This window comes from Enterobacter sp. CP102, assembly GCF_025152625.1.
Classification (GTDB): domain Bacteria; phylum Pseudomonadota; class Gammaproteobacteria; order Enterobacterales; family Enterobacteriaceae; genus Enterobacter; species Enterobacter soli.
On the sequence record NZ_CP104014.1, the window covers coordinates 38,598 to 63,217 of the forward strand.

Genomic DNA, 24,620 nt, shown 5'->3' on the forward strand with positions numbered 1-24,620 from the left:
AAGCTCTATCTATTCTATTAACATCGCTAACTCGCATAAATCATGGTAATCCTTTGATGATATTGGATTTTCCTCAAAAAATTTATCTATATAAATATCAGTTGCTTGGTTTATTTTGTATTGTCTCCCATCAAAATAATATGTTTGCTTTTCAATTGCATCGTAATTGTTTGGGGAATGTAAAATATCACTAAGTATTTTATCTTTCTTTTGTTTATGGTTATGACTTATTCCAAGTTTACTCATGATTATAGAAATTAAGTATATTGGGTTTATTTTTTCTGAAAATACATAGTCATGTATAGGGTAAGAAGAAAATGTAAAAGGAGTTGTGTTTAATGAAATGTCTTTAGTTGATGTCTTAGTAGTGAAGTTTGTTTGGGTTTTGAATATGGAAAATATGGTTTTTTTACTGTTGTTGGAGAATATGTCTATTCCAGACAACATATCCTTATAGTATGTGTTATGACATGTATAGATAGCGAGCATAAAACTTAATGATATAATCTCAATGTTTTTACTTGTGTGGCTATATATGGATTCAAGTCTTTCAAACCACAAGTTTACTGTCCTTAAATCCATTGAAAATCCATCTGCAATAGTGGTTAAAATTTCCTTCACTAAAAGAATTTTATCAGTTTGTTGGTCATGTATAATTATTTCTCTAGTGACTATTGTTTTGTTAAAAGTAACAGAGTTGCTTATTTTTTTATCTATGAAATCGAATAAACTTCTCTTTTTTAAGGTGACAGAACGCATAAAAAATCGATCAAGATATCTAGTGGCATCAAATCCGGAGCCATAAATAGAACAAATTGAGTGAGACAATTGTTCTTTATCAGTTGCAATGACGAAAACAACATTATTTATGTCAAACAGATGCTTGATTGTTTCAAGCATATCGATGGCATAGTTCGGTCGACAGCGATCCAGTTCATCAATGAAAATAAAAAGTGGGTATGCATATTTACCTTCATTCGTATCTATTACAGCTTCGAGCCACTCATGAATAGAACGTTTGAAATTTTCGGCTGAAGAGTTTGCTTGCTCATGGGATTTTAGTAATTCATCGACTATTTTTGAACCAAGATCAGCTTCAGAGTCGAGATCAAGATCCTCAGTATCAATTCCAAGTTTGTTTTTAATAAAACACTTAGTTACTTCTGGCGCAATTGATTTCATCAATCGCCATGTGCCTTTAATCACATTGTTTTCTAAAATAGAGAGTTCTGTTTTAGTTGTTAGCGCTGATTTAATCTCTGAAACAACTGTCAGAAAAGGATCCCCAGAGTGATCATTTTTCCATGCATCAATATAAACTGTCGGATAGGTATTGGATATTTCATGCATCCATCTACGTATAAACCATGTTTTGCCTGCTCCCCATTGTGCGTCTAAGTTTAAAACATAATTACCATTTGTTCCTTTATCTACTAAAAAAGATGTTAAGAATCGGGCATATTCACTACGTTCGAGAGTATCAGGTGGTAAGTCTTCAACTTTCTCAGACCAATTAAAAGGTAATTCTAAATGCTTTGTCATTTTTCTATCCTGTGTATTGACTTAAACAAATAAAAATAAACCTAAAAAATTTCATGCTATGCTGGTGATGAATTTCGAACAATATATATCATTTTTATATATTTCCTCAAAATTTTGGAAGCCGCTTCGTAAAAATGAAATCACTTCACCTGTCATTAGCTAAACCCCTTTACCGATTCTTTCTCAAGGCATAAATTGCCCTTGTTGCAGCAAACCTGCAACCGGGCGTAGGAACCCGAATAATTGCACAAAATGACGATTTTTTTGTCAGGGCAGCGCACATCCGGATAAAATCACGGTGGCGCTGACGGAGCAGCCGAAAGGCTGGCCGGTTTCTTTGTGCATCGGTACTTCCTACCTTCGTCAGCGTCACCACCCTCGGGCGTAGGAACCCAAGTGGTGATAATTACCTAAAATTGCGCAAAGAGGCTGCCTTATGGCTACTATCCCAACCCTTTCTTTTTCTGAACATCACGGAAAATTTACCCAGTACTTAATTTCCCATCCGCTTCCATCTACGGCGGATCTTTTTGAAGTCGCCGATTTCTGCGCCGCATTTGCAAGTGTGCTTGTCGAAACGCACGATGCCACAGAACGTAATGCATTATGCGGGCGCTTGCTGAATGCGCTCATGCATATGGAAAGGCTCTGTACTAACGACCTGCCCGCGCACCTAATCGACAGTCTTTCTGCGGAAGAAATTCCGGTTTCTACTATGCCCGACTGTTGGCAAGAGACTGATATTCCCGTTTCTTATGCAATCGCTCTCACACAGGCTTTGCTTGGTAATAATCTGCCGGAGCCAGCCGCAAATGCATTAACTGGGCTTTTGCATGATCTCGTCTACCTGCTGGCTGATTATGTGAAGGAACCTTACATTCCACATCATTAATCATTCTGTTAACCCGGTAAATTGCGCGGCAGGTATTCAAGCCTGCCGCCCGCTCGTCTCCAGCAATAACTCCCTCAGCCACTGCTGCGCCGGGTTACGGTGCGTGCGTCCGTGCCAGGCCATGCTTTTGGTAAATCCCGCTACCGGAACCGGCGTGTCACACACAAACATATCCACCCGGTTTTCGGCCATGCGCTGCGGCACTACGGCGATCATATCGCTGATGGTCAGCAGCTCCGGCAGCACCAGAAAGCTGCTCACCGATAATCCCACGCGTCGCTCGCGCCCGGCTTTTGCCAGCGCATCGTCGGTCACGCCGTGGAAGCTTTCGCCCTCGTAAGACACCAGCACATGCTCCAGAGTACAAAAACGCTCAAGTGAAAGCGGTTTGCCCGCATCCGGGTGTTCGGCGCGCATCATGCAGACGTACCGTTCATCATAAAGCGCGCGGCTGTGGAGCTCATCAGGTGTGGTGTGCGGCGTCAGCAGGGCGAGGTCGATTTTCCCCTGCTCAAGCTGGGCAACGAGGCGCTCCGGCTCTACCGGCACCACGCGCACGCGAATGTGAGGGGCCTGCACCTTAAGCGCGGCAATAAACGGCACGATCACCGCACGCAGGGCGTAATCCGTGGCGGCGAGGGTAAAGGTCTGTCTGGCCGTAAGCGGGTCAAATATGACGGGCTGCAACAGCACATCGATATCCGCAAGAATGCGCTTGATGGGCGCGGCCAGTGCTTCCGCGCGGGTGGTTGGCACAATGCCGTGTGGGGCGCGGATAAACAACGGGTCGTCGAAGTAATCCCGCAGGCGGTTCAGCATCCCGCTAACTGCAGGCTGCGTAAGGGCAAGACGCGCTGCGGCACGGGTGACGCTGCGTTCGTCCAGCAGGGCATCCAGCGTTTTCAGTAAGTTGAGATCCAGGGTGCGCAGATCCGCTTTCATGAGGTTATTCCACCTTTTTCCAGTTCACTATTATGGCGCTGCCTGCTGTTGACGCTGCGCGTTTCCCGATATGATGAGCGGCTAATTTAAGGAGAACGCATGGTCTGGATAATGCTGGCAACCCTCGTGGTGGTGTTCGTGGTCGGATTTCGGATCCTGACCTCTGATTCACGCCGCGCGATCAAACGATTAAGCGAGCGTCTGGGTATCACTCTGGTGCCGGTAGAATCGATGATCGATCAGTTTGGTAAAACGCCCGGCAATGAGTTTATCCGCTACCTTGAGCGCCCGGACGAAGCCCATCTGCAAAACGCGGCGCAGGTGCTGCTGATCTGGCAGGTCTGTATCGTCAACGGCAGCGAAGAGAATCTGCACACCTGGCACCGGCTGCTGCGTAAAGCCCGCCTGGCGGCACCGATTACCGATGCGCAAATCCGCCTCACCCTGGGCTTTATGCGCGAGATGGAGCCAGACCCGCAGGAACTTAATGCCTTCCAGCTGCGCTACAACCAGCTTTTCTTGCCGCAAGAAGGTGTGTTTTACCTGCACTGATATCACGAATCGTGATGAAGAGTATAAAGTATCATCATTAGATTTATACCACTCCCGAGCGCAACATCACCTCATCAACAACATGACGAGGTGAACCATGAAGCAATCTGCGATTATCTGGCCGAACGACTATCTGCCAGGCACCACCGATAACTTTGCATCTAACGAAATCATCGTCGCCGGGCTGAGCGCCAGAGAGATTTGGGCCCAGCTCAACGACACAACCCTGTGGCCGGGCTATTACAGCAACGCTGAAGATATCCGCTTTCACGACGGCAGCGGCCCTGAACTGAGTACCAACGCCCGCTTCCGCTTCACCACCTTTGGCTTCCCGGTTGAAGCGCAGGTGACGGAATATGTGCCGCCGGTTGACGGTGAAGCGGCACGTATCGCCTGGCACGGCTGGGTGGAAGGGGATGCGGATTCGCGTCTGGACGTGATCCACGCCTGGCTGTTTGAAGACCTGCCCGGTAACCGCGTGCGCATCCTGACCCAGGAATCACAAAAAGGCGTTCCGGCGCAGGAACTGGCGCGTACCGTGCCGAACCCGATGATTAACGGGCACCAGGAGTGGATCGTCGGATTAGCCAGTGCCGCCCTTAAGGCTCGCGGGTAATTTTTTCCGGTGGCGCTTTGCTTACCGGGCCTACAAACCCCGTAGGCCGGTGCAAGCGCCGCGCCGCCCGGCAAAAAAAGCTGCGAAAGTTGTCAAAACGTTAAATTCGTCACACTTTTGATGATAAACTGCGCGACTTTTCCGCACATTTATCTCCAGGTGACGCCATGACAGAACATATCCAGCCCACGACCAGACCGCAGACCAAAGAGGTGTCACGCCCGAACTGGTCGGCGGTTTTCTCCGTGGCATTCTGCGTGGCCTGCCTGATTACCGTTGAGTTTCTGCCGGTGAGCCTCCTGACGCCAATGGCGCAGGATCTGGGCATTTCCGAAGGCGTAGCGGGGCAGTCCGTTACCGTGACCGCGTTTGTGGCAATGTTCGCCAGTCTGTTTATCACCCAGGTGATTGGCACCATCGATCGCCGCAAGGTGGTCATTCTTTTCAGCGTGCTGCTGACGCTCTCCTGCCTGCTGGTTTCTTTTGCCAATAACTTTACCCTGCTGCTGCTTGGACGCGCCTGTCTGGGGTTAGGGCTGGGCGGCTTCTGGGCGATGTCGGCATCCCTCACCATGCGCCTGGTGCCCGCGCGCACTGTGCCTAAAGCCTTGTCCGTTATCTTTGGCGCCGTGTCTATCGCCCTGGTGATCGCCGCGCCGCTGGGCAGTTTCCTCGGCGGGATTATCGGCTGGCGAAATGTGTTTAACGCAGCGGCCGTCATGGGTTTGCTGTGCATTATCTGGGTGTGGAAAGCGTTGCCGTCCCTGCCGGGTGAAGCGGCACATCACAAACAGAATATGTTCAGCCTGCTGAAACGCCCGGGCGTGCTGGCGGGGATGAGCGCCATCTTTATGGCCTTTGCCGGGCAGTTTGCCTTCTTTACCTATATCCGCCCGGTGTTTATGACCATGGCCGGTTTTGATGTGGATGGCCTGACGCTGGTGCTGTTGAGTTTCGGTATTGCCAGTTTTATCGGCACGTCCCTGTCGTCCCAGTTCCTGAAACGCTCCCTGAAAGTGGCGCTGGCGGGTGCTCCGCTGGTGCTGGCGCTAAGCGCGGCGGTGCTGGTGCTGTGGGGCAGTGATAAATGGGTGGCATCGGCAATTGCGATTATCTGGGGCTTTGCCTTTGCGCTGGTGCCGGTGGGCTGGTCAACGTGGATCACCCGCTCATTGGCAGATCAGGCCGAAAAAGCCGGGTCGATTCAGGTGGCGGTGATCCAGCTGGCGAACACCTGTGGCGCAGCGGTAGGCGGTATTGCGCTGGACCATATCGGCCTGACCTCACCGCTGGTGATTTCCGGTACGCTGATGCTGCTGACCGCGCTGCTGGTGGCCTCAAAGGTGAAGGCCCGTTGATTGATAAATAGTCACTTCGGCGATATACTTGTACCGTAACTTGTACAGGAGGCAGTATGCAGGTTGTGACTTTTACTGAAGCCCGAAGCCGGCTCAAAGATGTGTTAGATGAGGTGAATGAAAATGTGGAGACGACAATTATCAGCCGCCGCAACGGTGGCGATGCAGTTGTCATGTCTCTTCAGCACTATAACTCGATGATGGAAACCATCCATCTGATGAGTTCGCCTGCAAACGCCAGCCGACTGATGGAATCAATCGCTCAGGCAAATACAGGAAAAACCACACAGAGGGATCTGATAAATGACCAGGCTTCTGATTTGGACTGATAACGGCTGGGATGATTACCTGTGGTGGCAAGAGCAGGACAAGAAAACGCTTCGCAGAATCAACAAGCTGATTGAACATGCGAAGCGCCATCCTTTCGACGGACTGGGCAAACCGGAACCGCTAAAAGGCAACCTTTCCGGGTATTGGTCCCGTCGGATAAACGATACTGATCGCCTTGTTTATGGGGTAACGGATAGCGCAATTACCATCCTGATGTGCCGCTATCACTATTATTCCTGAATTACGCCGATGTCTGAACCCGTCTTTTCGAATCCATCGAAATCAGCACCACCGACGAGACAATCAACAGCGTGCCCAGCCAGTCCGGCAGGGTGAACGCCACACCAAGCAAGATGACAGACAGCAACGCGCTGCTCAGCGGCTCGGCGCAGCTCAGAATGCTCGCCTTCGGTCCGCCAATCATCTGTGCGCCTTTCAGATACAGGCTGAACGTCAGCGCTGTCCCGATCACCACCAGATAGAAGAACGCCAACAGCAGGCTGCCATCAATGACAAACGTTGTTCCGCGCCCGGCGTAGAACGGGGTCAGCATTAATCCCGCAATCAACATACTCCAGCCGACAATCGGCAGCGTGCCGTAGCGGGCAATCAGCGTTGACGGATACGTCGTGTAAAACGCAGCAGCAAAGGCCGAAGCGATCCCGAAGAACAAGGCCGCAGGCGAAATGGAGAGCGAGGTGGGATCGCCATGGGTCACCAGCAGAAAGGTGCCGATCAGTGACGTCATAATCGCGGACAACACAAATATCCCCGGGCGCTTTTTCCGCGCCAGCGCAAACCACGCCACGATGATGGTCGGCGACAGGAATTGCAGCACGGTGGCGGTGGCGGCGTTGGATTTTTCAATCGTCAACAGGAAGGTGAGCTGCACGGTCAGCGCGCCGAACAGTGAGAAAATCAGCAGGCTGAGGGCATCTTTGCGATTTTTGATGACCGAGAAAATCTTGTCGCCGTGAACGAAGGAGAGCGTGAGCAGGATAACACCGGTAAACAGCAGGCGAACCATGGTCAGGTAAGGCGAAGAAATGTGGCTTTTCTCCATGATGTACTGCGCGCAAACCCCTGAACTTCCCCATAAAACGGCGGCGATCAGGACGTTTAGCATCCCTTTACGTGTGGAACCCATGTACTCCCCTGCTATGTCGATTTTTGACTAGCATAACATGGGATCTCGCCGGGTGGCGCTACGCTTACCCAGCCTACAAAACCAGGTGGGGGGCGGGCTGGTGCCCTCACCCCGGCCCTCTCCCACGGGGAGAGGGGGCAAACACTAAAAACGGCAACTCTCGTTGCCGTTTTGCTTCTACCTTAGAACCACGCTTCCCACATCGCGCCGACGTTGAAATCGTCGAGCGTTTCGTCTTTGGTGCCGTTCACGCGTGCGGTGTGTTCGTTATCCACTTTGCCGCCGGTCACGTAGAAACGCAGCATCGGGCGGAACTCTGGACCCATGGCGATAGACATGTTCTGCGACAGGGTCAGCTTCCAGCCTTTGTTATCGCCGCCGTTGTCGTAATCAACGTGCTGCCAGCCCGCTTCCAGCCAGGTGGAGTGAACGTCGTTCCACCAGTGCATCGGGCGAATAATGGCGTTGTAGTTTTTGCGGTTATCGCTCTTGTCGCGGCTATTGTCATAGTCGTGGAAGGCGAGGATGTACTCAACCTGAGTCTGCGGGGTGAATTTGTGCAGACCTTCGAAGCTGGCGTAAACCGTGGTCAGATCCTCGGTTTTGTTAAACACGCTGTTGTCCGAGTTATCCGAGTAACGGGCAATCACCTTGTTCACGCCGCTGTCGTTGGTGTGGCTCAGCACCACGCCGCCCTGCCAGGCGTTAAGACGCTCGTCGCTCTCAACGGCTTTCGAGTCAAAGCCATAGTTGGCGTACAGCTCCAGATCGACTGGGCCGAGTTTCATACCGTGAATTTTTGAGGTGGCCGCATAGTTACCTTTGTCGCCCGTGCCGGAACCGCCGGTACAGGTGATGCGCGATGGGTTCGCTTCGTCTGCCATCACTTCCGGGCTACAGGATTCCACTGCTGCCACGGTGGCAACGTCAAACTGCACGCCGCCAATATCGAAGTTTTTCACCCCGGCGCCCTGGCCGTCGTGGTTCATCCAGAAGTAATCGTTGATGCCCTGTTGCGGACGCTGGTGGAAGTCACGACCCGCCCAGAAATAAGCGTTAGGGTTAGACGCCATAATGTTGGTCACCCCCGCGTAGGCTTTTTTCAGGTTAACTTCGTCGCTCCAGTGGTCGATCATCACGTTGATGTCCCAGATCGCGCCGTTTTCACCCTTGAAGGCTTTGGAAAGCTGGAATTCACCACCATTGCCTTCGTTACCCAGACGACCAATCGCGGATGCGCCGTTGTAAGAACCATCCACTGCCACGTATTTCTGATCGGCGGCCTGGAAGTGCGCGCCGTAGCGGGCGTAGCCGGTAAATTTGATGCCGAACGGGATAGCCATATCCGGGGATTGCGCCGCGCTTTGCGGCTCGGTCACCACGTCGACTTTTTTCGCCACCGCAGCATCCATTTTGGCCTGACGGTCTGCCAGGGCTTTATCCACCGCTTTGGCCACAATGGCGTCGATTTGCTCCTGCGTGAATTCTTGTGCGAGGACAGAAATTGGGCAAAGCGCGGCGATAACCGCCATTGTTAATGGAAGTTTTTTAATATTTTTCATTGTCATCTCTATTAATTTACATTTTATTCAGACAATAACCATCCCGTTCCGATTTGACAGAATATGTCGCTATCATCAGAAACAGAGTGATTTATATTTTCAGGTACAGAGGTGTTACATTAACTTTATTTCGCCATAAGTTATCTCTGATATAAATGAATAATTTCTTCGGATAATTCACGCGCCAGCAGGGAATTCATTAAATGATCCTGGGCGTGCACCATAATTAACGTCATCGGCTGGCGGGCTTCGCCCGCATCCTGCTCGATCAGTTTGGTTTGCATCTTGTGCGCCTGGCGCGCGTAGCCATCGGCTTCGCGCAGCAGGCTTTTTGCTTCGTCAAGGTTGCCCTGACGCGCAGCGTGCAGTGCTTCAAAGCACAGGCTGCGCGACTGACCAGCATTGACGATGATTTCCATTACCGCTTCTTCTAAGGCAACCATCATCTCTTTCTCTATTTATCGAAACTATTGTTTAACGAGGTAGCGGCAAACCACTCACCGCTCTTTTTAATGGTGCGTTGCTGCGTATCTAAATCGAGCTGGATAAATCCATAGCGATTTTTATAGGCATTACACCATGACCAGTTATCAATAAATGTCCACATATGATAACCAAGACAATTGCACCCTTCGCTAATACCTTTATGCAGCCAGGTTAAATGCCCGGAAATAAAATCAATGCGGTATTGATCGTTTATTTGGCCATTTTCAATAAAGCGTTGTTCATTTTCGACACCCATACCGTTTTCAGAAATAAAGCAGCGTGGGTTGCCGTAATTGTCGCGAAGATTAACCAGAATATCGTAAATACCGGGTTCATAGATTTCCCAGCCACGATAAGGGTTCATCTTGCGGCCTGGCATTTCGTAGTTATCAAAGAACCACTCCGGCATAAAGGGCGCCTGTGGATTTACCGCGCTGTCACGGCACTTCACGCGACGCGGCTGATAATAGTTAATGCCGAGCAGGTCGATTTTCCCTTCTGCAATCAACGCGCTGTCTTCCGGTTTACAGGCCGGAAGCTGCTCATAGGACTTCAGCAGAGTCACAAGGTCGGCCGGGTACTCGCCGCGCAACACCGGGTCGAGGAAGCTGCGGTTAAACATCAGATCCGCAATGTGCGCCGCTTTCACATCGGCCGGGTTTTGTGAACGCGGGTACGATGGCGTGAGGTTCAGCACGATGCCAATTTCACCCGCGTAATGGCCCGCACGGTAAGCGCGAACCGCCAGCGCATGAGCCAGGACCGTGTTGTAGGCCACCGTTGCCGCGCGACGGAAATCCACCACGTTTGGATAGTGGAAGTCGTAAAGATAACCGCCTTCGACCGGGACAATCGGCTCGTTGAAGGTAAACCAGTGCAGCACGCGATCGCCAAACAGCTCGAAGCAAATTTGCGCGTAACGGGCATAGGCTTCCACGACGTCACGGTTTTCCCAGCCACCGATCTCCTGCATTGCCATCGGCATGTCGAAATGGAACAGGGTGATAAACGGCGTAATGCCCTGTTCAATCAGCTCATCAATGACCTGATTATAAAAATCGACTGCCTGTGGGTTCACTTCACCGATACCATCGGGGATCAGGCGCGCCCAGCTAATCGAGGTCCGAAAGCTGTTGTGGTTCAGCTGCTTTAGCAGTTGAATGTCCGTTTTCCAGTGCTGATAAAACGTGGAGGTGTGCTGCGGCCCCACGCCATTGTGAAAACGGTTCGGCTCGCGGGTAAACCAGTAATCCCATGTGGTTTGACCCTCTCTTGTCCCTTCGGTCTGGAGAGCGGAGCTTGCGCTGCCCCACCAGAAATGCTCGGGAAATGAATATTTCATGACGCTTCCTCTTTGACTTAATTACTTGCTGTTTCAGCGGCACCGACCGTTGCCTGAGCTTTCTGCTCTTCATTTTTGAGCAGTGAACGCTCATAAGCACGCAGGAACGGTAAATACATCAGCGCGGACATCACCATACAGACGACGCACATCACTACCGGACTTAACGCCCAGTTCGCCGCCCATGAGGCACCAATTGGTGCTGGGGTGGTCCACGGTGTTAACGACACAACCTGTGCCAGCCAGCCGAGTTTCGTTGCGCCGTAGGCCAGACAGGCGTTTACCAGCGGAACGAACACGAACGGGATGAACAGCATCGGGTTCATGATGATTGGCGCACCGAACAGGATCGGTTCGTTAATGTTAAAGAAGCTTGGCACAACGCCCATTTTGCCGATGGTGCGCAAGTGCGTTACGCGGCTACGCAGCAGCAGGAAAGCCAGCGGCAGAGTCGAGCCCACGCCGCCAATCAGCAGGTAGTGATCCCAGAAACCTTGCAGGTAAACGTGTGGCAGCGCCGCGCCAGCAGCCAGTGCCGCCTGGTTTGCCGACAGGTTTGCCATCCAGAACGGGTTCATGATGCCGGTGACAATCAGCGAGCCGTGGATACCGGCGAACCAGAAAATCTGGCACAGCAGCACGGAGAGCAGAATGGCGGGCAGGGAGTCAGACGCAGAGACCAGCGGCTCCAGCAGGTGCATAATCGCCTGCGGAATAATCATCCCGGTTTGCGCTTCAATAAACAGGTTCAGCGGGTGCAGCGTGCCGATCACCACCATCACCGGGATCAGAATTTCAAACGAACGCGCCACGCCGGTTGGTACTTCTTTCGGCAGGCGAATGGTCACGTTGTTCTGTTTCAGCCAGGCATACACGCGGGTGGAGTAAATCGCGGTGATAAGCGCAGTGAAAATCCCCTGGCCAGACAGATACTGGGTAGAGATTTTGCCGTCGGCATAGGGTGCGGCAACCAGCAGAAACGCCATAAAGGCCAGCAGGCCGGACATCACCGGGTCGAGGTTAAACTGACGCCCCAGGCTTGCACCAATCCCCACCGAAATGAAGAAAGTCATCACGCCCATGCTGAGGTTAAACGGCAGCATCAGCTGTTCGCGGTAGGTCTGGGAGAAATCCAGCCAGCCGCGGGCGAAGCTGTTGGTGGTATCCGCTGAGAACGGCGGGAAGATGAACACCAGCATAAACGAGCCGATGATCATAAACGGCAGGGCGGCGGTAAAGCCGTCGCGGATCGCAATCACATACTTCTGCTGTCCGAGCTTTGCCGCCAGCGGGGTAATAGATTGCTCAATAACCGCGACCATTGATTGATATAACGAACTCATGTGAACACCTTTTAGTGTGCCGCTTCGATGAGCGACAGTGCATAGTCCAGTACTTTATCGCCACGTTGCATCCCGTAGTCCATCATGTCGATGGGTTGTACCGGAATACCTTGCGTAGCCGCCTTGTCTGACAGTGTCTGTAACATGTATTTCACTTGTGGTCCGAGAAGTACAACCTGGTATTGCGGAAACTGCGTATCAAATTCGGAAACACCGTACGCATCGATCTTGACCGGCAAACCACGTTCTTTCGCGACATCGACCATTTTGCTGACCAGCAGGCTGGTGGACATCCCGGCAGAGCAGCACAGCATAATCTTGAACATCGACAACCATCCTCTAAATGTAAAAAGTTATTGCGAGGATGATTGGACATCATACGGAAACCGGTTTCCATTCATAAAAGAAAGAAATGTGACAGCCATCAAGAAGCGTTGCTTATGGGGCTTGTTACCACGATCTGGGTCACAGATTTTGGCGATTAAGACCTCATTTTGAGTGGAAACGGAAAATCGGTTTCCATGAAAAACGGAAACGGATATACTCCATTCTGGCTATAATGTGAGCCGTAGCGGTTATGGAATTTACAGGTGCGGGTTGTTGCCTGTCAGGGGAGAGAGATGTCTACAATCAACGATGTATCACGTCTGGCCGGGGTGTCCAAAGCCACGGTATCACGGGTGTTGAGTGGGTCGCGTGGCGTAAAGGAAGCCAGCCGTCAGGCCGTACTAAAAGCGGTGGATGAGCTGAACTACCGGCCTAATGTGATTGCACAGTCGCTGCTGAGCCAGTCCACGGGCTGTATTGGCGTGATTTGCGCGCAGGAGAATATTAACCAGACTACCGGTTATCTTTACGCGCTGGAAAAACACCTCAGTCAGCATCAAAAACACCTGCTGTTGCGCTTTGCGCATACCAAAGCGGAAGTGATGCACGCCCTTGAAGAGCTTTCCTGCGGGTTATGTGATGACATCCTGGTGATCGGCGCGCGTTTCCCGCTGGATATCGAGATGGAAAACGTCATTCTGGTCGACTGTATGGAAGCCGATAACGCCAACAGTATCCAGTTTGATCATGCTTTCGCTGCCGAAACCGCCTGTAACTATCTCACCAGCCAGGGGCGCCGCCAGATTGCGCTGATCCACCCACAGGGTAACGGCTTTGCCGACCAGGTGCTGCTGGGCTATAAGCACGCGCTGGAGAAAAACTTCCTGCCCTTTAACCGTAATCTGGTCTTTATGGAGGCAACCTCGTCTTCCGTTGCGCTCCAGGAGCTGCTCAACAACGCCTCCACGCTGAACTTTAACGCGCTGCTGGTGGCTGATGAGCAAGAAGCTCAGCGTGTTATTCCGCAGTTGCAGGCGTTTAATAAATCCGTGCCGGACGACATTATGGTCTTCAGCCTTGCCGGATCGCTGCATCTGCCGGGTATCCCGGTGATCCCGGCCATTGAGTATTCGATGGATGCGATGGCAGCGAGAATTGTGGCCTGGCTGAACGAGAAAACGCAGATGCTCGGGTCGTACGTCTTACGCGGTGATTTAATTATTCCGGATATACGTAAGCGTTAAAAATGTTGAGTAGGCCGGGTCCGCGCAGCGTCGCCCGGCCCTCAATAATCTTCCATACAATCAATCTGCCCGACCGCATCCCAGTAGCCATCCAGATTGTCGCGCTTCACCGCCGTGATGGCGTTTTTCACCAGCAGCTGATTTGCCTCGGATGACAAAATCATGGCCTGCCACTCTTTATCACTCTGTTTTCGCTGTGGCGTGCAGGTTTTCTTGATGTCTTTGAGCACCTGCTGCTTAATCTGCGCGTCCCTGGCCGGGCTCTCTTCGTCCTGGGCATGGACGAACGCGGCAAACAGCAGGCAGACGATCAGGCAAAAAAGGTGTGCAGATTTCATTGAAACCTCCAGTATTGAGTCACATGTTTCACCTGAAATATATAGTTACATTCACCGTTCCGACTCAAGCCGAAAGTATGAATTTGCTCATTCGCGCGTATGAGTACCGATTACCAGTGCAATGCTATAGCTGACGACCACGGCGAAACTCATTTTCAGCATAGTTTCTCCACCAATCCCGGCAAGTGGCGCCGCAATCCCGCCGAACAAAAACATCAGCATTCCCAGAATGGCCGACGCCGTGCCAGACTCGCGGGACTCGACCGCGCTCATGGCCTCTGAACCCGCAATGGTGCTGATCCCGCTGTTAAACGCGACGGTAAAAAATAGCGCGATCAGCGCAAGCGCTGAGAGGTGCATCCAGGCGAAGAGCAGCGTTAATGCCGCCGCGGCAACGGCCAGCACCAGACCTATTTGCATCAACCCTTCCGACGGATGGCGACGGGCCAGACGAGAAAAAGTCAGCGCGGAAATAATCAGCCCGATACCGTTTACGCCAAACAGCAGGCTAAATTGCATGGCGCTCAGGCCGTACTCGTTTTGCAATACAAACGAGGAGGCACCGATATAGGAAAACAGCCCCGCCAGCATAAAGGCCTGAATCAGGCAGAAACGCATAAAACGGCGATTTTTGAGCACCGTTTTGGCCGTGCCCAGCAGTGATCCCGCGCTGGATTTTTCGCTGAGTGATTCGCGGATAAACAGCTGGCTGGCGACCAGCAGTGCCAGGCCCGCCGCGGCCATTACCCAGAACAGCATCCGCCAGTCGAAGTGTGACGAGATATAGCCGCCGAGCACCGGAGAAACCACCGGCGCAATGCCGTTAACCGTCATCAGCAGGGCAAAGAACTGTGTCAGCATCGAGCCGTGATAATTATCGCGGGCGATAGAGCGCGCCAGAACCGAGCCGCCCGCCCCGGCAACGCCCTGGACAAACCGCCAGCCGATCAGCGCGTAGATATTCTGCGTGGTGGCGCACAGCACAGAGGCCACCACAAACAGCAGCAGCGAAATCAGGAGCGGCATTTTACGCCCCATGCGATCGCTCAGCGGGCCGAAAAAGAGCTGCCCAAGTCCGAGGCCAATCAGCGCCGAGGTCAGCGAAAGCTGGGTCAGCGTGGTAGAGGTGTGCAGATGCGTGGCGATCTCCGGCAGCGCCGGAAGATAAAAATCAGAGCACAAAGGTCCGATGGCCGTCAGCAGGCCAAGAATGGCCGCAAATGAGAAAGAGAGTTTTGCCATATTGATCTGTCCCGTAGGCCGGGCAAGCTTTGCGCCGCCCGGCAAAGGTGTTACTGGATACCGCCACCGAGCGACTGCCACAGCGTGATACGGTTTTCGAAGTCGGTTTGTTGTAATGAAATTAGTGATGCCTGCGCCGACCACAGCGACCGCTGGGCGGTCAGAACCGTCAGATAATCCCCCGCGCCGGCCTGATAGCTGCGCATTGCCACATCCAGCGTTTTTTGCCCGGCGGCCACGTATTCACGCTGAGCATCAAGCTGTTCGCTCAGCGTTTCACGACGCGCCAGCGCATCGGCTACATCCTTAAACGCGCTCTGGATGGTTTTCTCGTAGGTGGCAATCAGTCCTTTTTTCTCGGCTTCAGCGTAGCGCAGCTGCGCCATGTTGTTGCCACCGCTAAACAGCGGCAGGGTGATGGATGGCGCGAACGACCAGACCTTCATGCCGTGGTTGAACAGGGACGACAGAGAATCGCTGCCCACACCTGCGCTGGCGGTGAGCGAAATGGTCGGGAAGAAGTTGGCGCGTGCCGCGCCGATATTGGCGTTCGCGCTCAGCAGGTTATGTTCTGCCTCCTGAATATCCGGGCGGCGCAGCAGTGTGCTCGAGCTGACGCCTGCCGGGATCAGGGTGATGGCGTTATCGCTCAGACTCTCCAGCGTACCGGGCAGCAGGTTATCCGGTACGATCGCGCCCGCCAGCAGATTCAGGGCGTTTTTGTCTTGCATGACCTGGGTTTGATAACTCGCCACGCTGGCGCGCGCCTGCTGGTAAACGCCCATCGCTGAGCTGACGTCCGTGGCCGCTGCAACGCCGACCTGCTGCTGACGTTTCACAATGTTGAGCGAGTTTGCGGCGCTCTCCATCGTCGATTTCGCCAGCGCCAGGTTGCTGTTATCGGCGGCGAGGGTAACCCAGGCCGTCGTCAGCTCGCTGACCATCGTCAGGCGGGTGTTCTGGGCGGTGAATTCGCTGGCAAGCCAGGTTTCACGCGCCGCCCGGGACAGGCTCTGGTTACGGCCGAACAGATCCAGCTCGAAGCTGGATACCGCGCCGTTGGCTTCGTCACTGGTGGTCACACCGCTTGCCAGCGTGCGGCTGCGGGTGTGGCTCAGTTCCGCATCCACCGTCGGGAACAGCGACGAACGGGTTTCGCCGTACTGGGCGCGGGCGGCGTCGATATCCGCTATCGCTTTTTGCACATCGCGGTTACTGTTGAGCGCCATGGTCACCACGCTTTTCAGCCGCGCATCGTTCATCACCTGCTGCCACTGGCTGACCACGGTATTTGCTTCACCGTGTGCGCCCGGCAACGTCGCCGGGACGGGCGCATCAGGGCGCTGATACGTTGGATCTAATGACACGCAGCCTGCGCTCAGCAGCGCCAACACTAAAACAGATACACGAAACATTATGACCTCCGGTTTGCGTGCTTACCGGAGAACAGACGTTTCACCAGTACAAAGAATAAAGGGACGAAGAAGATAGCCAGCAGCGTGGCGGCGAGCGTACCGCCGATGATGCCGGTACCGATTGCCACGCGGCTGTTGGCCCCGGCGCCGGTTGCCACGGCCAGCGGCGTCACGCCTGCAATAAACGCCAGCGAGGTCATGATGATAGGGCGCAGACGCGTCTGGGCGGCGCGTATGGCGGCGCGGGTCAGGGAATACCCTTCAGCCACTTTCGCCTCGGCGAATTCAACAATCAGAATGGCGTTTTTCGACGACAGGCCGATGGTGGTCAACAGCGCCACCTGGAAGTAAACGTCGTTGTTCAGGCCGCGCAGGGTGGCGGCCACTGCGGCCCCCAGTACGCCAAGCGGGATCACCATGATCACCGAAATCGGCACCGACCAGCTCTCATACAGCGCGGCCAGACACAGGAACACCACCAGAATGGAGAGGGCATACAGGCTCATCGCCTGGCCGCTCGCCAGTTTCTCTTGCAGCGACAGGCCGCTCCACGCCCATGTCGTGCCGGATGGCAGGTTGTTGGCCAGCTGTTCCATTTTGCTCATCGCCGTACCAGAGCTGGAGCCGCTGGCGTTTTCGCCCTGGATCTCATAGGCCGCCGAGCCGTTGTAACGCACCAGGCTTTCCGGGCCATATTCCCAGCGGGTGGTGGCGAATGCAGAGAACGGCGTCATGGTGCTGTCGCTGCCGCGGACATACCATTTGTTAAGGTCGGACGGCACGGCGCGGTAATCGCTATCTCCCTGGATATAGACCTTTTTCACGCGACCCCGGTCGATAAAGTCGTTCACGTAGGTCCCGCCCCAGGCGCTTGAGAGCGTGTCGGTCACATCGCTGAGAGAGAGCCCCAGAGAGACGGCTTTGTTGTTATCAATATCCACCTGCAACTGCGGCATCTGCGGCAGATCGTTGGCACGCACGGCGTGCAGGTTGCTATCCTGATTGGCCTCGCCAATCAGCTGGTTACGCATTTTCAGCAGGGTTTCACGGTCAGTATTACCGGCTGCCATTAGCTCAAAGGTAAAGCCGTTGCTCTGCCCCAGGCCGTCGACCGAAGGTGGCGTCATGGCAAAAATGGTGGCATCACGAATGGTGCTCAGCTCCTGCGTGGCACGCAGGGCAATCGCCTGGGCGGTGTTCTCTGTGCCTTTACGCTCAGACCAGTTTTTCAGCGAGACGAACGCCATCCCGGCATTCTGGCCGCTACCGCTGAAGCTAAAGCCCTCAACGGTAAAGATAACGTCGGTATTGGCTTTCTCTTTGTTGAGGAACCATTCGCGCACCTGGCGGCTCACCTCTGCGGTACGCACGGCCGTTGCCCCAGCGGGCAGGGTGTACTGCACCATGATTTCGCCCTGGTCTTCCGTTGGCAGGAAGCTGCCCGGCAGTTTCAGCATCGCCAGCCCCATCGCACCACAAAGTAGGGCGTAGATGACCAGCATCCCGCCGGAGCGGCGCAGTGCGCGTAGCACCTTGTTCTGATAGCCGTGTTCGGTTTTGCTGTAGAAGCGGTTAAACGCGCCGAAGAATCCTTTTTTGTGCGGCGGGGTGTGGCTCAGAACCGAGCCGCAGAGCGCTGGCGTCAGGGTCAGCGCCACCACAACAGAGAGGATCATCGCCGAAATAATAGTGACCGAGAACTGACGATAAATAACCCCGGTGGAGCCGCCGAAAAACGCCATCGGCAGGAATACCGCGGAAAGCACCAGGGCAATGGCGACCAGCGCGCCGGAGATTTCACCCATCGATTTTTCGGTCGCTTCCCGGGCGGGCAGCCCTTCGTCGCGCATAATACGCTCGACGTTTTCCACCACCACGATGGCGTCATCCACCAGAAGCCCTATCGCCAGCACCATCGCAAACAGCGTCAGGGTATTGATGGAATAGCCGAACAGCGCCAGGACACCAAACGTTCCCAGCAGCACTACCGGCACGGCCAGCGCCGGGATAAGCGTGGCGCGGATGTTTTGCAGGAACAGGTACATCACCACCACCACAAGGATAATGGCTTCGAACAGCGTCTGGATCACGTCCTCAACCGAGATCTTGATGAACTCGGTGCTGTCTTTCGGGTAGGCAACGTCGTAGCCTTCCGGCATCGCACGTTTAAATTCAGCAATTTTGTTCTTCACCGCCGTGGCGGTATCCAGCGCGTTGGCACCCGGGGAGAGCATCACCGCCATACCCGCTGCCGGGTGGCCGTTCAGCTTCGCGGTCGCGGTGTAATCTTCACTGCCCATTTCCACGCGGGCAACGTCGCTCATGCGCACGACTGCGCCGTTGGTCTTGCTTTTGATGATGATGTTTTTGAACTGATCGACCGTTTGCAGACGCGACTGGGCGCGCACGGTGGCGGTCAGCTGTTGGGCGTTTGAAGACGGCAGCGCACCGATTTTACCGGCAGAGACCTGCACGTTCTGCGCTTCAATCGCGCTTTGCACGTCGGACGGCATCAGCGAATAAGAGGCCAGTTTCGCCGGGTCGAGCCAGATGCGCATGGCGTATTCAGCACCAAACACCTGCAAGCTACCCACGCCTTCAACGCGCGCCAGCGGGTCCTGCACGTTACTGACCATCCAGTCGGCGATATCGGAGCTGCTGGATTTGTCGGTCTTATCGTAGACGCCCATGATCAGCAGGAAGTTACTCTGCGATTTTTCGACCGTGATCCCGGACTGCTGTACTTCGGTCGGCAGGCGTGATTCCGCCTGCTGGACTTTGTTCTGCACCTGAACCTGCGCGGTGTCCGGGTCGGTTCCCTGTTCGAAGGTGACGTTAATGCTCACCGAACCGTCCGAGCTGCTGGTGGAGGTGAAATAGAGCAGGTGATCCAGCCCGGTCAGTTGTTGTTCAATGACCTGGGTGACGCTGTTTTCCAGGGTCTGCGCCGATGCACCGGTATAGGTGGCAGAGATTTTGACCGACGGCGGCGCAACGTCCGGGTACTGCGCGACGGGCAGCGTGCGGATCGCCAGCATCCCCGCGAGCATAATCAGAATGGCGATCACCCAGGCAAACACCGGGCGACGCACAAAGAAACGGGAAAACATCAGGCGTTTCCTCCGTTGGCTTTCATCTCTTCGGCTTTCACTTCCTGACCGGCGGTGACTTTGTCGGTGCCTTCGACAATCAGCTTATCGCCGGCTTTCAGGCCGCTCAGCACCAGCCATTTGTCACCGTAGGTATCACCCGTTTCCAGCTGACGCTGTTCCACTTTGTTGCTGGCATCAACGACCAGCGCGGTGGCGTTGCCTTTGGCATCGCGGGTAACGCCCTGCTGCGGCGCGAGGATCGCATCGTTCATGATGCCTTCATCCACTCTGGCGCGCACAAACATGCCCGGCAGCAGCTGATGCTGCGGGTTTGGGAAGACAGCGCGCAGCGTCACCGAGCCGGTCGATTCATCCACCGCGACCTCGGTCAGCGCCAGGCGGCCTTTTTCGCTGTAGGTACTGCCGTCTTCCAGCAACAGGGATACGCTCAGGGTGTCGCTGTTGCTGGCGAGAGTCTGTTTGCGTAAGCGCAGCAGGTCGGCGCTGGAGCGGGTTAAATCAACGTACATGCTGTCCAGACCACGAACGGTGGCCAGCGCGGTGTCCTGCTGGGCGGTGACCAGTGCGCCTGGCGTAACGGAAGAGATGCCAATACGCCCGGCAATCGGCGCGGTGACGGTCGTCCAGTTGAGGTTAATGCGTGCGCTCTCCTGGGCGGCTTTTTTCGACTCCACGCTGGCTTTGTCCTGCGCGCAGGTGGATTTCGCGTCTTCCGCATCCTGGCGCGATACGCCGTCGTCTTTCACCAGTTGCGCATAGCGCTGGGCTTTCTGGCAGTCGGCCGTAACCAGCGCCTGCGCCTGTTTCAGTGCTGCGGCGGCTTCATCGTAAGCGGCGCGATAGCTTGAGGGATCAATCTGATACAGGGCTTGCCCGGCTTTAACGGTATCGCCTTCGGTAAATAGCCGCTTCTGGATAATGCCGCCGACCTGCGGGCGCACTTCAGCGCTCATGGCGGCGGTGGTGCGGCCGGTCAGCTCGCTGACCACCGACACCGGCTGGCTCATCAGGGTGACAATGCCCACTTCCGGGAGGGGGCGCTGGGGAGCAGATGTTTGCGCATTATCGCACCCGGTCAGGAGGAATAATGCTGCGATGGAGGTTGTTATGGCTTTCATAATTTTTTCCAGGGTGAACGATGCCTGCCCTGTTAATGGATTAACAAGGAGGAGGGCTATTTAAAGGCACAGCGATACCGCATCTCCGGCAGCACCGGAAATGTAAAAACGAGAAATTACTTATCTCTTTTAATTATTCACATACGATTACTTCGCAGTGAAAAGCATATTTAAAATATCCTGATAAATGGGCTGTAACTGTTCTGATGGTACTTTTAAAGGTGTTAATCGACGGTATATGGTGCCCTCGATCATCACGGCGGTGATCTCCACGCAGCAGCGGATATGTTCGTCACTGAGGTGGGGAAATTGCTTTTTCAGGTGCGTACAGGCGTTGGCAAACATGCGGGCTTCGGCCTCGACAAGCATGGCCGCCACCTGCGGGTTGCGTGTTGCTTCGGCGGACATTTCGAGCATCAGCGCATCGTCATCTTCGTTAAGCGTCTGGCGTGAGGCCAGGGCTTCTGGCATCCCTTCTACCAGCGTTTTGCCTTCCATCTCTTCGATGCGCGAGTCGATAATCCGGCGGATCATCTCTTCGATAATGGCATCTTTATTACTGAAATAACGATAGATTTGCCCGACGCTGAGCTTCGCCTCGCTGGCGATTTGCGACATGCTGGCAGCGTGAAAACCGCTGGCGCGAAAACAGCGTCGCGCCGCAGTGATGATCTCGTCCTGGCGTAATTTTTGGCGTTCTGCAAGCGTTGGGCTCATCGTCGGTTACCGTGCAAAAGTGAGAATGATCGTTCTCATTATACGTTTTGAGAGCGTATTGGAAAGAGTTTTTTTATTTACATATTGAATGAATATTTCCAGATAAAAAGAATGAAGGAATTAAGGAGTTTCTGTGAAGGAAAGGCTGTGCGATATTAAGAATGCACAGAAAATAAGGAGAACAATATGCACCTGAGCACGACCGATAATGTCACACAGCAAGAGAAAGATGAGTTATTAACGGGATTAAGAGCCTACAACGGGCAATTTTTGGATCTGGCGACCTTTAGCGGCGATATTGGCGTTTACGTGCGAGATGATAAAGGCGCAATGTTGGGCGGGTTAATCGGGGTGCGTAAAGGCGACTGGTTAAACATCGACTTTCTGTGGGTCAGCGATAGCGTGCGGGGCTCCGGCGTGGGCAGCCAGATTATCAAAACGGCAGAAGATGAAGCCCGACGCAAAGGCTGCAAGCACGCGCTGGTGGATACAGCCAGCTTCCAGGCGCGCCCGTTCTATGAAAAGCAGGGATACCAGTTACAGATGTCCCTGCCAGACTACCCGTATCCGGGAATGCAGCGGCACTACCTGTCGAAAAATCTTTAACCGCCTATCCCGTGGCCGATCACCGCTAAGGCATGACGCACAATGATCTCCGGCGAGAGGGTTTTCAGCCTCTCGTCGTTGCGCATCCGCGAGAAGGGCACCAGCACCAGGCTCAGCAACGTGGTGAATAACAGCTCCGGTGCAAGCTCACGATTCAGTTTTCCTTCCTGCTGCCAGCGCGTGATGGCGGTCAGCGTTGTCTGATACTTTTCATCGCCAAACCGCGCGTGCAGGTGCGTGCGCAGCACCGGCATCTCGCCGATCACTTCCTGCATCCACAGCGGGGCAAACCAGTGGTGTTGCCCGGCCAAACCGGCCAGAGCTTGCACCATCTGCGTCAGGGCATTCACCGGGTTGTCCGGGTTTTCGGCGAAAATAACGCTGATCTTGCTGCGTAATGGCAGAAAACGTTCCTCAATCATCGCATCGAGCAGCTGTTCCCGGGAGTTAAAGTAGTAGTGCAGCATTGCAGGCGTCACACCCGCCTCTTTCGCAATGGCGTTCAGCGACGTATTGGCAATCCCCTGACGGGAAAAGAGGTGCAGCGCGATATCCAGCAGCTGCTCGCGGCTGGCGGTTACCCGTTTACCACCGCGCGGGCGGCCTGGGCGGCGGGGTTCAGAATTGTCCTTTTGTGCTGGCATGGTCACAGTATCTCTTGATCTTATTCATCACTTACACAAATATTAATTATCCAATTAATTAATTTCAAGTGATGTCTTATGGAGTCCGACGTAATGACTCAAACTGCGCAAAAAGCGCCGTCGATAAAGCTGCTGTTCAGCGCGCTGCTGCTGGTGATGCTGCTTTCTGCGCTGGATCAGACGATTGTCTCCACGGCGCTGCCGACCATTGTTGGCGAGCTGGGCGGGCTGGATAAACTCTCCTGGGTGGTCACGGCCTATATTCTCAGCTCCACCATCGTGGTGCCGCTGTACGGTAAATTTGGCGATCTGTTTGGCAGGAAAATCGTCCTGCAAATTGCGATTGTGCTGTTCCTGGCAGGCTCCGTGCTGTGCGGGCTGGCGCAAAACATGACCCAGCTGGTGCTGATGCGCGCCCTGCAAGGGCTGGGCGGCGGCGGGCTGATGGTCATCAGTATGGCCGCCGTGGCGGACGTTATTCCGCCTGCCGAGCGTGGACGTTATCAGGGGCTGTTTGGCGGCGTGTTCGGCCTGGCAACGGTTATCGGGCCGCTGATTGGCGGATTTATCGTGCAGCACGCCTCCTGGCGCTGGATTTTCTACATCAACCTGCCGCTGGGATTGTTTGCCCTGCTGGTGATTGGCACGGTGTTTCATGGCAGTGCCCGGCGCAGCAAGCACGAGATTGACTACCTGGGGGCGATTTACCTCAGTATGGCGCTGCTGTGCATCATTCTGTTCACCACGGAAGGCGGGACGATTCGCCCGTGGAACGACCCGCAGCTGTGGTGCATTCTCGCTTTTGGCCTGACGGGGATCATCGGGTTTATCTACGAGGAACGCCTGGCCTGGGAGCCGATTATCCCGCTGTCGCTGTTCCGCGACCGTAGCTTCCTGCTCTGTAGTCTGATCGGTTTTATTATCGGGATGTCGCTGTTTGGCTCGGTGACCTTCCTGCCGCTCTATTTGCAGGTGGTGAAAGACGCCACGCCAACGCAGGCCGGTTTGCAGCTGATCCCGCTGATGGGCGGCTTGTTGCTGACCTCAATTATCAGCGGGCGGATCATCAGCCATACCGGGAAGTACCGCCTGTTTCCGATCCTCGGCACGCTGCTGGGTGTGGTCGGGATGGTGTTGCTGACGCGAATTTCGATCCACTCCCCGACCTGGCAGCTGTACCTGTTCACCGGCGTTCTGGGGATGGGGCTTGGGCTGGTGATGCAGGTGCTGGTGCTGGCGGTGCAAAACAGCGTGTCGGCAGATCAGTACGGTGTGGCGACCTCGGGTGTGACGCTGTTTCGTTCCATCGGCGGGGCGATTGGCGTCGCGCTGTTTGGCGCGGTGTTCACGCACATGCTGCAATCCGGCCTGATGGATCGCTTGCCGGAAGGGACTAACCTGCCGCGCTCACTGGATCCGACCGCTATTCATCATCTGCCGGAGACCCTGAAGCTGGATTATCTGGATGCGTTCGGCTCGGCAATCCACGCTGTATTCCTGCTGGCCGCGAGCATTATGGTGCTGGCGTTTGTGCTGTCGTGGTTTTTACGTGAAGCGCCGCTGCGCAAAAGGTATGAGTGATGTCCTTCGCCCGGTGGCGCTACGCTTACCGGGCCTACAACTACCACTCACGTAGGCCGGGTAAGCGCAGCGCCACCCGGCAAAATACCGTATATAACTTATCCTTCTTATTGATTCCTTTTCGGTTTTTAGCGCGCCGCTTCGTTGTCGATATAGTCATCAA

At 54.3% G+C, this 24,620-nt stretch carries 24 protein-coding genes; 9 read left to right on the top strand and 15 right to left on the bottom strand.

Going from position 1 to position 24,620, the window contains the following annotated elements:
• Positions 1–9 precede the first annotated feature (9 nt).
• Positions 10–1,542, bottom strand: coding sequence for a KAP family NTPase (locus N1249_RS00180; RefSeq protein WP_259833619.1), 1,533 nt, complete (start codon positions 1,540–1,542; stop codon positions 10–12).
• A 436-nt stretch (positions 1,543–1,978) separates the two neighbouring features.
• Here N1249_RS00180 and N1249_RS00185 point away from each other — a divergent pair, with 436 nt between their 5' ends.
• On the top strand, positions 1,979–2,434 hold the full coding sequence (locus N1249_RS00185) for a hypothetical protein (RefSeq protein WP_259833620.1): 456 nt from the start codon (positions 1,979–1,981) through the stop codon (positions 2,432–2,434).
• Positions 2,435–2,470: 36 nt separating this feature from the next.
• Here N1249_RS00185 and N1249_RS00190 read toward each other — a convergent pair whose 3' ends face one another.
• A complete protein-coding gene (locus N1249_RS00190) occupies positions 2,471–3,376 on the bottom strand; it encodes a LysR family transcriptional regulator (RefSeq protein WP_259833621.1) in 906 nt (301 codons plus the stop codon).
• A 99-nt stretch (positions 3,377–3,475) separates the two neighbouring features.
• Between N1249_RS00190 and N1249_RS00195 the strand changes: the two genes are divergently transcribed.
• From N1249_RS00195 to N1249_RS00215, 5 genes are all read left to right on the top strand, one after another.
• Complete coding sequence (locus tag N1249_RS00195; protein ID WP_166718190.1) at positions 3,476–3,928, top strand: DUF1198 domain-containing protein; 453 nt, start codon at positions 3,476–3,478, stop codon at positions 3,926–3,928.
• 97 nt (positions 3,929–4,025) lie between these two features.
• The gene (locus N1249_RS00200) at positions 4,026–4,544 is read left to right on the top strand and encodes an SRPBCC domain-containing protein (protein ID WP_259833622.1); all 519 of its coding nucleotides are present in this window, start codon (positions 4,026–4,028) and stop codon (positions 4,542–4,544) included.
• Positions 4,545–4,711: 167 nt separating this feature from the next.
• A complete protein-coding gene (gene nepI, locus N1249_RS00205; protein WP_259833624.1) occupies positions 4,712–5,902 on the top strand; it encodes a purine ribonucleoside efflux pump NepI in 1,191 nt (396 codons plus the stop codon).
• Positions 5,903–5,958: 56 nt separating this feature from the next.
• The gene (locus tag N1249_RS00210) at positions 5,959–6,231 is read left to right on the top strand and encodes a type II toxin-antitoxin system Phd/YefM family antitoxin (RefSeq protein ID WP_259833625.1); all 273 of its coding nucleotides are present in this window, start codon (positions 5,959–5,961) and stop codon (positions 6,229–6,231) included.
• Entirely contained in the window at positions 6,206–6,472 is a 267-nt protein-coding gene (locus N1249_RS00215; protein ID WP_259833627.1) for a Txe/YoeB family addiction module toxin, read from the top strand. The genes N1249_RS00210 and N1249_RS00215 overlap by 26 nt, the downstream gene beginning before the upstream one ends.
• A gap of 1 nt (position 6,473) precedes the next feature.
• Here the strand turns inward: N1249_RS00215 and N1249_RS00220 are convergent, their stop codons facing one another.
• From N1249_RS00220 to N1249_RS00245, 6 genes are all read right to left on the bottom strand, one after another.
• Entirely contained in the window at positions 6,474–7,379 is a 906-nt protein-coding gene (locus N1249_RS00220; protein WP_259833628.1) for a DMT family transporter, read from the bottom strand.
• Positions 7,380–7,561: 182 nt separating this feature from the next.
• Complete coding sequence (locus tag N1249_RS00225; RefSeq protein WP_259833629.1) at positions 7,562–8,941, bottom strand: carbohydrate porin; 1,380 nt, start codon at positions 8,939–8,941, stop codon at positions 7,562–7,564.
• Positions 8,942–9,081: 140 nt separating this feature from the next.
• A complete protein-coding gene (locus N1249_RS00230) occupies positions 9,082–9,384 on the bottom strand; it encodes a PTS lactose/cellobiose transporter subunit IIA (protein ID WP_259838265.1) in 303 nt (100 codons plus the stop codon).
• Positions 9,385–9,395: 11 nt separating this feature from the next.
• Positions 9,396–10,769 (bottom strand): glycoside hydrolase family 1 protein, encoded by a 1,374-nt coding sequence (locus tag N1249_RS00235; RefSeq protein WP_259833630.1) that lies wholly within the window; start codon positions 10,767–10,769, stop codon positions 9,396–9,398.
• 17 nt (positions 10,770–10,786) lie between these two features.
• Entirely contained in the window at positions 10,787–12,112 is a 1,326-nt protein-coding gene (locus N1249_RS00240) for a PTS sugar transporter subunit IIC (protein ID WP_259833631.1), read from the bottom strand.
• A gap of 11 nt (positions 12,113–12,123) precedes the next feature.
• Positions 12,124–12,438 (bottom strand): PTS sugar transporter subunit IIB, encoded by a 315-nt coding sequence (locus tag N1249_RS00245; RefSeq protein WP_023333974.1) that lies wholly within the window; start codon positions 12,436–12,438, stop codon positions 12,124–12,126.
• Between the two features lie 294 nt (positions 12,439–12,732).
• Between N1249_RS00245 and N1249_RS00250 the strand changes: the two genes are divergently transcribed.
• The gene (locus tag N1249_RS00250) at positions 12,733–13,683 is read left to right on the top strand and encodes a LacI family DNA-binding transcriptional regulator (RefSeq protein ID WP_259833634.1); all 951 of its coding nucleotides are present in this window, start codon (positions 12,733–12,735) and stop codon (positions 13,681–13,683) included.
• A 41-nt stretch (positions 13,684–13,724) separates the two neighbouring features.
• Here N1249_RS00250 and N1249_RS00255 read toward each other — a convergent pair whose 3' ends face one another.
• The 6 genes from N1249_RS00255 to N1249_RS00280 form a co-directional block, all read right to left on the bottom strand.
• The gene (locus N1249_RS00255; RefSeq protein ID WP_259833637.1) at positions 13,725–14,021 is read right to left on the bottom strand and encodes a YicS family protein; all 297 of its coding nucleotides are present in this window, start codon (positions 14,019–14,021) and stop codon (positions 13,725–13,727) included.
• Positions 14,022–14,108: 87 nt separating this feature from the next.
• The gene (locus tag N1249_RS00260) at positions 14,109–15,263 is read right to left on the bottom strand and encodes a multidrug effflux MFS transporter (protein WP_259833638.1); all 1,155 of its coding nucleotides are present in this window, start codon (positions 15,261–15,263) and stop codon (positions 14,109–14,111) included.
• Between the two features lie 50 nt (positions 15,264–15,313).
• Entirely contained in the window at positions 15,314–16,678 is a 1,365-nt protein-coding gene (locus N1249_RS00265; protein WP_259833640.1) for an efflux transporter outer membrane subunit, read from the bottom strand.
• Positions 16,678–19,788, bottom strand: a complete 3,111-nt coding sequence (locus N1249_RS00270) for an efflux RND transporter permease subunit (protein ID WP_259833641.1) — start codon at positions 19,786–19,788, stop codon at positions 16,678–16,680. Before N1249_RS00270 ends, N1249_RS00265 begins: the two co-directional genes overlap by 1 nt.
• The gene (locus N1249_RS00275) at positions 19,788–20,909 is read right to left on the bottom strand and encodes an efflux RND transporter periplasmic adaptor subunit (protein ID WP_259833642.1); all 1,122 of its coding nucleotides are present in this window, start codon (positions 20,907–20,909) and stop codon (positions 19,788–19,790) included. Before N1249_RS00275 ends, N1249_RS00270 begins: the two co-directional genes overlap by 1 nt.
• 147 nt (positions 20,910–21,056) lie before the next feature.
• A complete protein-coding gene (locus N1249_RS00280; RefSeq protein ID WP_259833644.1) occupies positions 21,057–21,626 on the bottom strand; it encodes a TetR/AcrR family transcriptional regulator in 570 nt (189 codons plus the stop codon).
• 186 nt (positions 21,627–21,812) lie between these two features.
• Here N1249_RS00280 and N1249_RS00285 point away from each other — a divergent pair, with 186 nt between their 5' ends.
• Positions 21,813–22,232 carry a GNAT family N-acetyltransferase gene (locus N1249_RS00285; protein WP_259833646.1) on the top strand — a complete coding sequence of 140 codons (420 nt, stop codon included), beginning with the start codon at positions 21,813–21,815 and terminating at the stop codon, positions 22,230–22,232.
• Here the strand turns inward: N1249_RS00285 and N1249_RS00290 are convergent.
• Entirely contained in the window at positions 22,229–22,876 is a 648-nt protein-coding gene (locus tag N1249_RS00290; protein ID WP_259833649.1) for a TetR/AcrR family transcriptional regulator, read from the bottom strand. The two genes, N1249_RS00285 and N1249_RS00290, sit on opposite strands and share 4 nt — an antisense overlap.
• A 78-nt stretch (positions 22,877–22,954) precedes the next feature.
• Between N1249_RS00290 and N1249_RS00295 the strand changes: the two genes are divergently transcribed.
• The gene (locus N1249_RS00295; protein ID WP_409193157.1) at positions 22,955–24,457 is read left to right on the top strand and encodes an MDR family MFS transporter; all 1,503 of its coding nucleotides are present in this window, start codon (positions 22,955–22,957) and stop codon (positions 24,455–24,457) included.
• Positions 24,458–24,620 lie beyond the last annotated feature (163 nt).